Annotated in this window: 11 protein-coding genes; 3 read left to right on the plus strand and 8 right to left on the minus strand. The window is 59.8% G+C overall.

The annotated features are described in order from the left end of the window. Nucleotides 1–46: 46 nt before the first annotated feature. From holA to leuS, 3 genes are all read right to left on the minus strand, one after another. Complete coding sequence (holA, locus tag AB4P91_RS09400; protein WP_150595248.1) at nucleotides 47–1,084, minus strand: DNA polymerase III subunit delta; 1,038 nt, start codon at nucleotides 1,082–1,084, stop codon at nucleotides 47–49. A gap of 39 nt (nucleotides 1,085–1,123) precedes the next feature. Beyond that, nucleotides 1,124–1,729, minus strand: a complete 606-nt coding sequence (gene lptE, locus AB4P91_RS09405) for an LPS assembly lipoprotein LptE (RefSeq protein ID WP_150595249.1) — start codon at nucleotides 1,727–1,729, stop codon at nucleotides 1,124–1,126. 88 nt (nucleotides 1,730–1,817) lie between these two features. Continuing rightward, complete coding sequence (gene leuS / locus AB4P91_RS09410; protein WP_395604679.1) at nucleotides 1,818–4,424, minus strand: leucine--tRNA ligase; 2,607 nt, start codon at nucleotides 4,422–4,424, stop codon at nucleotides 1,818–1,820. Between the two features lie 254 nt (nucleotides 4,425–4,678). On the opposite strand from leuS, the gene AB4P91_RS09415 reads away from it, so the two are divergent. Continuing rightward, the gene (locus AB4P91_RS09415) at nucleotides 4,679–5,002 is read left to right on the plus strand and encodes a hypothetical protein (RefSeq protein ID WP_150595250.1); all 324 of its coding nucleotides are present in this window, start codon (nucleotides 4,679–4,681) and stop codon (nucleotides 5,000–5,002) included. Between the two features lie 105 nt (nucleotides 5,003–5,107). Then, nucleotides 5,108–5,869: a YdcF family protein gene (locus AB4P91_RS09420; RefSeq protein ID WP_150595251.1), complete on the plus strand. Its 762-nt coding sequence runs from the start codon at nucleotides 5,108–5,110 to the stop codon at nucleotides 5,867–5,869. A gap of 78 nt (nucleotides 5,870–5,947) precedes the next feature. On the opposite strand, the gene lnt is transcribed toward AB4P91_RS09420, so the two are convergent. The 5 genes from lnt to miaB form a co-directional block, all read right to left on the minus strand. Beyond that, a complete protein-coding gene (gene lnt, locus AB4P91_RS09425) occupies nucleotides 5,948–7,471 on the minus strand; it encodes an apolipoprotein N-acyltransferase (RefSeq protein WP_150595252.1) in 1,524 nt (507 codons plus the stop codon). A 14-nt stretch (nucleotides 7,472–7,485) separates the two neighbouring features. Beyond that, nucleotides 7,486–8,325, minus strand: coding sequence for an HlyC/CorC family transporter (locus tag AB4P91_RS09430; RefSeq protein WP_024014438.1), 840 nt, complete (start codon nucleotides 8,323–8,325; stop codon nucleotides 7,486–7,488). A gap of 5 nt (nucleotides 8,326–8,330) precedes the next feature. Further along, entirely contained in the window at nucleotides 8,331–8,825 is a 495-nt protein-coding gene (gene ybeY, locus AB4P91_RS09435) for an rRNA maturation RNase YbeY (protein WP_395604680.1), read from the minus strand. Then, nucleotides 8,818–9,822 carry a PhoH family protein gene (locus tag AB4P91_RS09440; protein WP_150597055.1) on the minus strand — a complete coding sequence of 335 codons (1,005 nt, stop codon included), beginning with the start codon at nucleotides 9,820–9,822 and terminating at the stop codon, nucleotides 8,818–8,820. The genes ybeY and AB4P91_RS09440 overlap by 8 nt, the downstream gene beginning before the upstream one ends. A 228-nt stretch (nucleotides 9,823–10,050) precedes the next feature. Continuing rightward, nucleotides 10,051–11,379, minus strand: coding sequence for a tRNA (N6-isopentenyl adenosine(37)-C2)-methylthiotransferase MiaB (miaB, locus tag AB4P91_RS09445; protein WP_150688110.1), 1,329 nt, complete (start codon nucleotides 11,377–11,379; stop codon nucleotides 10,051–10,053). Between the two features lie 133 nt (nucleotides 11,380–11,512). Here miaB and AB4P91_RS09450 point away from each other — a divergent pair, with 133 nt between their 5' ends. Further along, a complete protein-coding gene (locus AB4P91_RS09450; protein WP_042561234.1) occupies nucleotides 11,513–11,842 on the plus strand; it encodes a DUF1820 family protein in 330 nt (109 codons plus the stop codon). The last annotated feature ends 46 nt before the right edge of the window (nucleotides 11,843–11,888 follow it).

Below are 11,888 nucleotides of genomic sequence, written 5' to 3' on the forward strand. Positions count from 1 at the left end.
ATCGCAGCGTGCCGCAGTTCCTACAGAGGGCTGCGACCTTTTGACCTTATTCGGCAGGCAGTGACAGACGCTGGCCTGCCATCAACAGCGCCAACCGGCTCAGGCTCATCCACGGTGATCCGGCTGCCTGACCTTTGATTTGCGCATCAATACGCTGAGCTTCGAGCAGCAACTGCGCCCAGCGTTGCGCCGAGTAACGTTGCAGGGCTTTGCTCATCAAGGGTTTGCGCTTGTCCCACACCGGCGGTTTCGCTGAACTGAAGCACTTGTCCAGCGGTGTGCCCTGGCTGTACTGCAGCGCGATATTGGCCAGTTGGCGCAACTCCCGCGCCAGCGCCCAGAGGATCACTGGAGGTTCGACACCCTCACCACGCAATCCTTCGAGCATGCGCAGGGCGTGGGCCGGTTCACCGTTAAGGACCGCGTCGGTCAAGCCAAACACGTCGAATCGTGCACTGTCTGCCACAGCGGCCTGTACGGTTTCGACAGTAATCTGCCCACCTTCGGCCATCAGCTTGAGCTTCTCGATTTCCTGCGCGGCGGCGAGCAGATTGCCCTCCACACGTGCAGCAATCAATTCGACCGCGTCCTGGCTGGCCGACAACCCGGCCTGCGACAGACGCTGACGGATCCAGCCCGGTAGCTGATTGGCATCCACTGGCCAGATCTGGATGAACTGGGTCTGCTGACCTTCAACCAGCGCCTTGCCCCACTTGGTCTTCTGCGCGCTGCCATCAAGCTTGGGCAGGCTGATCAGCAGCACCGTGTCTTCAGCGGGACGCGAGCAGTACTCGATGAATGCGGCAGCCCCCTTGTCACCGGGTTTGCCCGATGGCAAACGCAGCTCCAGCAGACGCTTTTCAGCAAACAACGACATGCTGGCACCGGCCTGCAACAACGTGCCCCAATCGAAATTGGCGTCGGCGGCGAATACTTGGCGTTCGTCGAAACCTTGCTGGCGGGCAGCACTGCGAATGGCGTCGGCGGCTTCCTGACACAGCAGCGGGTCATCACCGCTGATGATATAGACGGGCGCGAGCGCGCCTTGCAGGTGTTTGCCGAGTTGCGCGGGAGCGAGCTTCATAAGAGAGGTCGAACGGGGCGCCTGAGCGCCCCGAACGTCTTACTGCTGCGGGATTTCGAGCGGCGATTGACGCGGGGTTTCCGCCTCAATCTTTTGCGCCGCTTCCAGCGCATCGGCTTCTGCCCTGGCGCGGTCGTTGGCGGCCTGCTGCAGTTGCTGCAGTTGACCCGGGGTCAGCTGTTGCAGACGCAGCATCATGCGCTGAACCAGATCGCGACGGATATCGCGACGGGCGTCGTTGGCTTCCTGATCGGAACCGACGAGGTTGTTGCCGTCGTGGATGAACACTTTCTGCACTTCAAGCTTGTCGCTGAGCAGAGACAGGTTTTTTTCACCGCGGATGTCGTAGCTCAGGACAGTGCTGAGCTGATACTCGCCCGTGCGACCGGCACCTGCATAGCTGAGGATACGCTGGCTTTCCTGTTCGTCAGCCAGGTACAGCTTGTACGGCGCACCGCTGTAAACCTTGACGCCGCTGGACTCCAGTACCTGACGCATTTGAGTGACGGTCTCGCCGTAGGCGTTACGGGCACTCAGGTCGAGTTCCTTGATCGTCAGTTCGTTGCTGCCAGTGCCACGCAGCTGGAAACCGCAGGCGCTCAGCAGAACAGCGAGGCCCATCACCAGCAGATTGCGTTTGATCATTGTGTTGCTCCCCTTGAAACCATGTGGGCCGACCTGGCGGCCCGAAAGGTTTTACAGTGCGTCAGGCAAACCTGACGCCCAATCCAATTTAGCTGGCGACGATGTTGACCAGTTTTCCTGGCACAACGATCACTTTGCGAATGGTCAGACCGTCGACGAAGCGCAGCACGTTTTCGTTGATGCGAGCGGCGGCTTCAACCTCTTCGCGCGTCGCGCTCGCCGGCATTTCGATCTGGCCACGCAACTTGCCGTTGACCTGGATAACCAGGGTCAGGCTGTCCTGCACCAGTGCGCTCTCGTCCACTGCAGGCCAGCCTGCGTCGATCACGGCGTCGGCGTGCCCCAGTTGATTCCACAGCTCATGGCTGATGTGTGGCGTGATCGGAGCCAGCAGCAAAGTGACGGCTTCCAGACCTTCGTGCACCAGCGCGCGATCCTGCTCGGTGCCTTGCGCGGCTTTTTCCAGCACGTTCATCAGCGTCATGACCTGAGCGATGGCGGTGTTGAATTTGTGGTTCTGGCCGACGTCGTGGCTGGCCTGCTTGATGGCCAGGTGGATCGAGCGGCGAACGGCTTTCTGCTCGTCGTTCAGGCTGGCAACGTCGAGTTTGCCCGGCAGGCCCTGGGTAACGTGGGCTTGCGCCAGACGCCAGACACGCTTGAGGAAGCGATGCGAGCCTTCCACGCCGGAGTCGGACCATTCGGCGCTCATGTCAGGTGGCGAGGCGAACATCATGAACAGGCGGCAGGTGTCGGCGCCGAACTGATCGATCATCGACTGTGGGTCGACGCCGTTGTTCTTCGACTTGGCCATTTTCTCGGTACCGCCGATCTCCACCGGCAGGCCGTCGGCGATCAGCTTGGCGCTGATGACCTTGGCTTTGCTGTCGCGCTCCAGTTCTACGTCCGCCGGGTTGAACCAGGTGTAGGCACCGTTGGCTTCGCGACGGTAGTAAGTTTCGGCGATGACCATGCCTTGGGTCAGCAGGTTCTTGAATGGCTCGTTGGAGCTCACCAGGCCTTCGTCACGCATCAGCTTGTGGAAGAAACGTGCGTACAGCAGGTGCAGAATCGCGTGTTCGATACCGCCGATGTACTGATCCACCGGCAGCCAGTGGTCGGCCGCCGATTTCTCGACCAGGCCACCTTCAAAGTGCGGCGAGGCGTAGCGGGCGTAGTACCACGACGACTCGACGAAGGTGTCCATGGTGTCGGTTTCACGCTTGGCAGGCTGGCCACATTTCGGGCAGCTGCACTCGTAAAACTCAGGCATGCGTGCCAGCGGCGAACCGGCGCCATCCGGCACCACGTCTTCGGGCAACACGACGGGCAGTTGATCTTCCGGTACCGGCACGTCACCGCAAGCGTCGCAGTGGATGATCGGGATCGGGCAGCCCCAGTAGCGCTGGCGGCTGATGCCCCAGTCGCGCAGGCGGAACTGGGTGCGCGAGGCGCCCAGTTCTTTTTTGATCAGCGCCACTTCGATCGCGTCGAACGCGCCGGCGAAATCCAGGCCATCGAACTCGCCCGAGTTGATCAGCGTACCGTGCTCGCCGTAGGCGTCTTGCCACGGGGCCGGGTTGGTCTCGCCGGAGCTGGTGCGCACTACCGATTTGATCGGCAGGTCGTACTTGTGGGCGAATTCGAAATCACGCTCGTCGTGCGCTGGCACCGCCATGACCGCGCCGTCGCCGTAGTGCATCAGCACATAGTTGGCGACCCAGACCGGGAGTTTTTCACCGGTCAGCGGGTGCTCGACGAACAGGCCGGTCGGCAGGCCTTTTTTCTCTTGAGTGGCGACGTCGGCTTCAGCCACGCTGCCGCCCTTGCATTCAGCGATGAACGCTTGCAGCTCAGGGTTGTTCTGCGCGGCCTGGGTGGCCAGCGGGTGTTCGGCAGCGACGGCAACGTAAGTCGCGCCCATCAGGGTGTCCGGACGGGTGGTGAAGACTTTCAGGGTGCCGGCTGTGCCGATCGAGTCGACGTTGTACGGGAACTGCACTTCCATACCGCGGGATTTGCCGATCCAGTTGCGCTGCATGGTCTTGACCTGTTCAGGCCAGCCAGTCAGTTCATCGAGGCTCTCCAGCAGCTCATCCGCATAAGCGGTGATCTTGAAGTAGTACATCGGGATTTCGCGCTTTTCGATCAGCGCGCCGGAACGCCAGCCGCGACCGTCGATGACTTGTTCGTTGGCCAGAACGGTCTGATCGACCGGGTCCCAGTTCACGGTGCCGCTTTTTTTGTAGATCACGCCTTTTTCGAACAGGCGAGTGAACAGCCATTGTTCCCAGCGGTAGTAATCAGGTTTGCAGGTGGTGACTTCACGCGACCAGTCCACCGCCAGGCCCAGGCTGCGCAGCTGGGTTTTCATGTAGGCGATGTTTTCGTAGGTCCACTTGGCGGGCGCCACGTTGTTTTTCATCGCGGCGTTTTCCGCCGGCATGCCAAAGGCATCCCAACCCATCGGTTGCAGAACGTTCTTGCCTTGCATGCGCTGGTAGCGGGAGATCACGTCGCCGATGGTGTAGTTGCGCACGTGCCCCATGTGTAGCTTGCCGCTGGGGTAAGGGAACATCGACAGGCAGTAGAAAGTCTCCTTGCCTGGCTGTTCGCTGACTTCAAAGGACTTTTGCTCATCCCAGAACGACTGGGCGGCGGCTTCGATTTCACGGGGCTGATATTGTTCGTGCATGGCTACTTTTGTACTGGATAGGGGTGGCCTAATCCTCTTCAACGCGGCATTCGGGCTGGCCCGGACGAGCTGGAAGTGGAATGACAGGAAGCGCCGTAGCATACATGACCGCGCTTGGCCTAGGGAAACCCTGATTGCAGCTGTTTGGCCCGCTGAATGGACGGCGAGGGCCGTTGGTCGCGGCGTGCAGCCGGTTCGTGCAGCGAAGCTAAGCTCTAACTGGGGAGTGAGTCTGATCTTCAATGAGGTGAGGGATGGTGGAGCAACAGCAAAGAAGCGTCACGAAACCTGAGTTGTACGAGCGGTTGATGGACCGTCTGGGCATGGCTCTGGACGCCGCAAAAACCGCAGACCGGCTGCGCGATGAGCGCCCCTTGGAACTGGAATTGCGTGGCTTGAGCCCCGCCGAGTTCAAACTGGTCAAGGCCTATCTGGATCGCAGTGAACGTGAAACGCACGGATGTTTGTCGCAGGCAGTGAAGCAGCTCGATGCTACACATTCGGCCAAGGTCATCTGGCTCAAGGACAAGGCGCCGCGCAAAGACACCGTGAAGGTGCGTGCTTTGCGGGCCAAGTAAGCGCATGGCAGGTCAAGAAACGGATCTTTTTCAACAGGATCCCACCCTATCGGTTGTCGCGTTGTATTAACCCACTTAGGCTTCGGGCATCTTTGGAGATGCCCGATGCCTTTACGTTATTTCATCAAACAACTTCTATTGCCGCCCGGCATTCTTTTGCTGCTGTTGCTGGCCGCGTGGTGGCTGCGCCGCTCACGGCCGCGACTGGCTGGATTATGTTTTGCCCTCGGTTTTGGCGGATTCTGGCTGATGAGCCTGCCGGTGGTGGTGCAATGGGGTGCCAAAGCCCTCGAGCGAGAGCCGCCACTGGCCCGCGAAGAGTGGGCGACATTGGCGCAGCGTGCCGATGCGATTGTGGTGCTGGGATCCGGGCGTGAGCGGGGTGATCTGGCCTGGGGCGACGATCAACCGACCGGCGTGGGACTTGAGCGTCAGCGCTATGCGGCGCGATTGGCGAAAGCCTCGGGACTGCCGATTTTGACCAGTGGCGGCTTGCACTACGGTACGCCTCCGACCGAGGCGAAGTTGATGGCCGATTCATTGCTGGACGATTTCGGCGTGACCGTGCGTTGGCAGGAAGGGCAGAGTCGCACCACTTGGGAAAACGCCAGATTCAGTGCCGATATGCTGTTGCCGCAGGGGATCAAGCGCGTAGTCGTGGTGACGCAGGCTTGGCACATGCCGCGATCGGTGTGGAGTTTTCAGGCGGCAGGATTTGAAGTGGTGCCCGCGCCAGTGGGCTTCCTGGGGACAGACAACGCTCGGCCGTTTGGTGGCTGGCTGCCGGAGTTCAAATCGATCTGGCAGAGCGGACAGTTGCTGAATGAAGCGGTGGGGCAGGTGGGGTATTCGCTTTTCTATCGTTGAAGATCAAAAGATCGCAGCCTGCGGCAACGCCTACAGATAAAGTCATGTAGGCGTTGCCGCAGGCTGCGATCTTTTGCTTTACAGGGTCTTGGACATCCGGCTAGCCATCAACGCCCAACCGAACAGCCCCAGACACAGGACGATCAGCGGCCACGATCGCCATTGCAGGTAAGGCGTCAGGTTGTGCATTGGCACCACTTCGCCATACAAAATGCCTTGTTCGAACTGCGGAATCTGCTCGGTGATTTGCCCGAACGGGTTGATCAGGCCGGTCACGCCATTGTTGGTGGCGCGGATCATCCAGCGTCCGGCTTCCAGCGCGCGCATCTGCGCCATCTGCAAATGTTGCAGCGGGCCGATCGAGGTGCCGAACCACGTGTCGTTGCTGATCGTCAGCAGCAGGTCGCTGCGCGCCGACAGGCCGGCGGCAAACTCTGGGTACACCACCTCGTAGCAGATGAACGGCGCGATCTGATAACCCTTGGCTTGCAGCATTGGCTGATCGGCGGGACCGCGGGCGAAGTCCGACATCGGCAGGTCGAAGAATGCGATCAGTCCGCGCAGCACATCCTGCAACGGCACGTACTCACCGAACGGCACCAGTTTCTGTTTCAGGTAAGTGCCATCGCCTTCGCCCACCACAGTGATGCCATTGTAGAAGCGTCTTTCGTGGTGCACCGTTTCGCGGATCGGTACGCCGGTGATCAGCGCCGATTTACGTTCGGCGGCGAAGTTACCCATCATGCTCAGGTAGCCCTCGGCGGACTCCTTGAGTACCGGCACCGCGGTTTCCGGCCAGATCAGCAGGTCCACGGGTTTGGAGCGGAAACTCAGATCGCGGTACAGCGCCAGTTGCGCGTTGAGCTGCGCCGGGTCCCACTTCATGCTTTGTTCGACGTTACCCTGAATGGCAGCAACGGTCAGCGGCGCACCGGAAGGACTGGTCCAGGCGTGGCCCTTGAGTGCAATCCCCGCCACCCATGGCCCGACCAGCAACAGCAAGCCAACGGCAACAAACGCTTTACGGCCGGATTGCAGCAGACGCGGTGCGTTGTAGATCAGCGCAGCCGTCAACGCCAGAACGAACGACACCAGCCACATCCCGCCGACCGGCGCGAGACCGGCCAATGGACCGTCGAGCTGGCTGTAACCGGAATAAAGCCAAGGGAAGCCAGTGAGGAACCAGCCGCGAAAGGCTTCCTGGCCGACCCACAGCGCGGCGAATGCCAAAGCATCGGCCAGCGGTGCCTCGTTACGGCGCAGCCAGCGCGCCCACAGCCAGGCGGGCAGGGCGAAGAAAAAGGCAATCGCCGCAGTGAACAGCAGCATCAGGAATCCGGCCAGCAGCACTGAAGCGCCGCCGAAGTGGTGAATGCTGTAATAGATCCAACTGGTACCGGCGCCGAACAGGCCGAAACCGAAGCACCAGCCACGGCCGAGTGCCTGACGGGGGCTTAGCTCACGCAAGCCGGCATAGAACAAACCGACCGCCAGCAGAGCCAGCGGCCAGATATCGAAGGGTGCCAGAGCGAACGTGGTGATTGCACCGGCCGCCACGGCCAGCAGGTTACCGGGCCAGCCGGGGCGGGTTGTCCAGCGCATTTCAGTCCTTAGATTTAACGAGCGATAGGCGTCAGTCGCAGCAAGTGAATCCGACGGCTGTCGGCGTTCAGGATGCGGAAACGATAAGCGCCGATTTCAGTGGTTTCGTTGCGTTTTGGCAAGTGCCCGAACGCGCTCATCACCAGGCCGCCGACGGTGTCGAACTCGTCGTCGGAGAACTCGCTGTCGAAGAACTCGTTGAAGTTCTCGATCGGCGTCAGTGCCTTGATCAGGAAGTCACCGCTGGGCAGCGGCTTGATGTAGCTGTCTTCTTCGACGTCGTGCTCGTCCTCGATATCGCCGACGATCTGTTCCAGCACGTCTTCGATGGTCACCAGACCTGCCACGCCGCCGTATTCATCAATGACGATGGCCATGTGGTTGTGGTTGGCGCGGAACTCACGCAGCAACACATTCAGACGCTTGGACTCCGGCACGAAGGTGGCCGGGCGCAGCAGGTCCTTGATGTTGAAGCTGTCGCCGTTTTCCTTGAGGATCAGCGGCAGCAGATCCTTGGCCAGCAGCACGCCCATCACGTCGTCATGGCTTTCGCCGATGACCGGATAGCGCGAGTGGGCGGAGTCGACCACGGCCGGGAGGAATTCACGCGGTGTCTGGGTCGCCTTGATGCTGACCATCTGCGAACGCGGCACCATGATGTCGCGTACTTGCAGGTCAGCCACCTGAATGGCGCCTTCGACGATGGCCAGCGCTTCGCTGTCCAGCAGTTTGTTCTGATGTGCATCGCGCAGCAGCTCAAGGAGCTCCTGGCGGTTCTTCGGCTCGTGGGCAAAAGCCTGGGTCAGTTTACCCAGCCATGACTTCTGCCCGTTGCTCGATCGATCTTCGCTCATAGCGATTACTCTGAATCCTTTGTTGTAACGATAGGGGAGGGTTCGGTTTCGTCGTCCGCGTACGGATCGGGATAGCCCAGTTCAGCAAGCAACTCGCGTTCCAGTGCTTCCATTTCTTCGGCTTCTTCGTCATCTATATGGTCGTAACCAAGCAGATGCAAGCAGCCGTGAATGACCAGATGTGCCCAGTGGGCCTTTAGTTCCTTGCCTTGTTCGGCGGCTTCGCGCTCAACCACGGCCACGCAGATCACCAGATCGCCGAGCAGCGGGATATCGAGAAACTCGTCGGGCACGTCGGCCGGGAACGACAGGACGTTGGTCGCGTAATCCTTCTGGCGCCAGGTGTGATTGAGCTCACGGCCTTCTTCCTCGTCGACCAGACGAATGGTCATTTCCGAGTCTGCGGTGCGCTGGCGCAGGGCCAGTTCGCACCATTTGCGGAACTCCGTTTCACTGGGAGCGGACGCTTCGGTCGCTATTTGCAGGTCAAGCTCAAGCATCGCGGCGAGCGTCCTTCGCAGGTTCATCAGTCACGCGATTTTCGAAGCGCTCGTAGGCTTCGACGATGCGTTGAACCAGCGGATGGCGCACAACGTCCTTGGGCATGAAGTGCGTGAAGCTGATGCCCGGCACGTCTTTAAGCACTTCGATGACGTGGTGCAGGCCCGACTTGGTGCCTTTCGGCAGGTCGACCTGGGTGATGTCCCCCGTGATAACCGCGGTAGAGCCAAAACCGATACGCGTCAGGAACATCTTCATCTGTTCAACGGTGGTGTTCTGGCTTTCGTCGAGAATGATGAAGCTATTGTTCAGCGTACGACCGCGCATGTAGGCCAGCGGCGCGACTTCGATCACTTGACGTTCGATCAGCTTGGCCACGTATTCGAAGCCGAGCATTTCGTAGAGTGCGTCATAGAGCGGGCGCAGGTACGGGTCGATCTTCTGCGACAGATCGCCGGGCAGGAAGCCGAGCTTTTCACCCGCCTCAACCGCCGGGCGCACCAGCAGGATGCGCCGGATCTGCTCGCGCTCCAGTGCATCGACCGCACAGGCCACGGCCAGATAGGTCTTGCCGGTACCGGCCGGGCCTATGCCGAAGTTGATGTCGTTACCGAGTATTTCCTTCACGTAGCGCAACTGATTCAAGCCGCGAGGGCGAATCATGCCTTTTTTGGTGCGCAGGGCGACGGAGGCTTCCGCGGGGGCGTGGTTGTCCAGTTCGACGACGGCTGATTCCTGCAGAAACAGGTGAACCATATCTGGCGACAACTCCGTACCCTTGGTTTCGCGGTACAGGCGGCGAATCAGATTTTCCGCAGACGTGGTGTGTTTGGAGTCGCCGATCAGCTCGAACTGGTTTCCGCGGTTGCGGATCTCGATGCTCAGGCGCTGTTCGATCAAGCGCAAATGCTCGTCGAATTGCCCGCACAGATTGGCGAAGCGATGAGCCTCAAAGGGCTCGAGAATAAAACGATGTGGTTCTATGGGAGCGTTCAAGGTCGTATTTAGCCGCCCTGGGGCAATTAAGATGAAATCAAGGATAACGCCAGAGTCGTGGGTGCGAAAGCTCTTAAATTGATGAACACAATCTCAGTAACAGTGCAGTCCACTGTGGGAGCTGGCTTGCCAGCGATAGCGGTGCAACAGGCGACATATTTGTCGGGGCTGATGGCCTTATCGCTGGCAAGCCAGCTCCCACAGGATTCTCTATGCTCCTGATATTTTTTACTGGATCAGAGAGCCCCGCAGCGAGTGCGGTTGCGCCGCATCGATGTGCACATCGGCGAACTGGCCGATCAGGGTTGGATTGTCGCAACGGAAGTTGACGATACGATTATTCTCGGTGCGCCCTTGCAGTTCGCCCGGGTCTTTCTTCGAGTAATCGGTCACTAGAATTCGCTGGGTCGAGCCGACCATTTGTCGGCTGATTTCGAAACCTTGCTGATTCAGGCGGTGCTGAAGCGCGTTCAGGCGTTCTTTCTTGAGCGCTTCCGGCGTGTCATCGGCCAGATCGGCGGCCGGTGTGCCCGGGCGCTGGCTGTAAACGAACGAGTAGGAAAAATCGAAACCGACGTCTTCGATCAGCTTCATGGTCTGTTCGAAGTCTTTCTCGGTTTCACCCGGGAAGCCGACGATGAAGTCCGAACTGATGCAAATCCCCGGCACCGCCGCGCGCAGCTTGCGCAACTTGGATTTGTACTCCAGCGCGGTGTGGTTGCGCTTCATCGCCGCCAGAATCCGGTCAGAGCCCGATTGCACTGGCAAGTGCAGGTGCTTCACCAGTTCCGGTACGTCGGCGTGGGCCTGGATCAGGCTGTCGGAGAACTCCAGCGGATGCGAGGTGGTGTAGCGAATGCGGTCGATGCCATCGACGGCGGCGACCACGCGGATCAATTCCGCCAGGTCGGCCAGACGACCGTCATGGGTTGCGCCGCGATAGCCGTTGACGTTCTGCCCCAGCAAAGTCACTTCACGTACGCCGTTTTCGGCCAGATGAATGATCTCGGCGAGCACGTCGTCGAAGGGGCGGCTGACTTCTTCACCGCGGGTATAAGGCACCACGCAGAACGTGCAGTACTTGCTGCAACCTTCCATCACCGACACGTAAGCACTCGGGCCGTCAATGCGCGGCTCGGGCAAGTGGTCGAATTTTTCGATTTCCGGGAACGAGACGTCGACTTGCGGCAATTTGGTGACGCGTGCGGCGTCGATCATTTCCGGCAGGCGGTGCAGGGTCTGCGGGCCAAACACCACGTCGACGTAGGGTGCGCGATCACGGATCGCCGCGCCCTCCTGGCTGGCCACGCAACCGCCGACGGCGATCACCATGTCCGGGTTGGCCAGTTTCAGTTCGCGCCAGCGGCCCAGTTGCGAGTAAACCCGGTCCTGGGCGCGTTCGCGGATCGAGCAGGTGTTGAGCAGAATCACGTCGGCATCTTCGGCGCGAGCCGTGACTTCCAGGGCCTGATGTTCACCCAGCAGATCGACCATGCGCGAGCTGTCGTACTCGTTCATCTGGCAACCGTGGGTTTCGATGTAAAGCTTCTTGGCCATGGATTAGGATCGTCACGTGATTCAAAGAACCGCGCATTATAGGGAACATGTCTCCATGTTCCTACCGTTGTGCGTCCGGTGGCTATGCTATAGTTCGCGCCCTCATTTTTATCCCCGATGTTATCCGCCCGCCATGACCAAACGCGAAGCTCCAATCTACAAGGTGATTTTCCTCAACCAGGGCCAGGTGTTCGAAATGTACGCCAAGCAGATCTATCAAAGTGATCTGTGGGGCTTCCTGGAAGTGGAAGAGTTCGTCTTTGGCGAGCGCACGCAGATGGTCGTCGATCCGAGCGAAGAAAAGCTCAAGGCGCAATTCGAAGGCGTGGTGCGCAGCTTTGTGCCGATGCATTCGATCGTGCGCATCGACGAGGTTGAGCGTCTGGGTACACCGAAAATCAGCGAAGCCCGCGGCACCGTCGGCAATGTGATGCCGTTTCCGATGCCGATGCCTGAGAAGTAAGTTTCAAGACCGCGTCGCCCATTCGCGAGCAAGATCGGCTCAGAAA

Origin of the sequence: Pseudomonas sp. B21128 (genome assembly GCF_044218865.1) — a bacterium.
GTDB lineage: Bacteria > Pseudomonadota > Gammaproteobacteria > Pseudomonadales > Pseudomonadaceae > Aquipseudomonas > Aquipseudomonas iridis.

What these genes read in the sequence shown, in the direction of transcription:
- holA (WP_150595248.1), bottom strand. Translation starts at nt 1,084, where the DNA reads ATGAAGCTCGCTCCCGCGCAACTCGGCAAACACCTGCAAGGCGCGCTC.
- lptE (WP_150595249.1), bottom strand. Translation starts at nt 1,729, where the DNA reads ATGATCAAACGCAATCTGCTGGTGATGGGCCTCGCTGTTCTGCTGAGC.
- leuS (WP_395604679.1), bottom strand. Translation starts at nt 4,424, where the DNA reads ATGCACGAACAATATCAGCCCCGTGAAATCGAAGCCGCCGCCCAGTCG.
- AB4P91_RS09415 (WP_150595250.1), top strand. Translation starts at nt 4,679, where the DNA reads ATGGTGGAGCAACAGCAAAGAAGCGTCACGAAACCTGAGTTGTACGAG.
- AB4P91_RS09420 (WP_150595251.1), top strand. Translation starts at nt 5,108, where the DNA reads ATGCCTTTACGTTATTTCATCAAACAACTTCTATTGCCGCCCGGCATT.
- lnt (WP_150595252.1), bottom strand. Translation starts at nt 7,471, where the DNA reads ATGCGCTGGACAACCCGCCCCGGCTGGCCCGGTAACCTGCTGGCCGTG.
- AB4P91_RS09430 (WP_024014438.1), bottom strand. Translation starts at nt 8,325, where the DNA reads ATGAGCGAAGATCGATCGAGCAACGGGCAGAAGTCATGGCTGGGTAAA.
- ybeY (WP_395604680.1), bottom strand. Translation starts at nt 8,825, where the DNA reads ATGCTTGAGCTTGACCTGCAAATAGCGACCGAAGCGTCCGCTCCCAGT.
- miaB (WP_150688110.1), bottom strand. Translation starts at nt 11,379, where the DNA reads ATGGCCAAGAAGCTTTACATCGAAACCCACGGTTGCCAGATGAACGAG.
- AB4P91_RS09450 (WP_042561234.1), top strand. Translation starts at nt 11,513, where the DNA reads ATGACCAAACGCGAAGCTCCAATCTACAAGGTGATTTTCCTCAACCAG.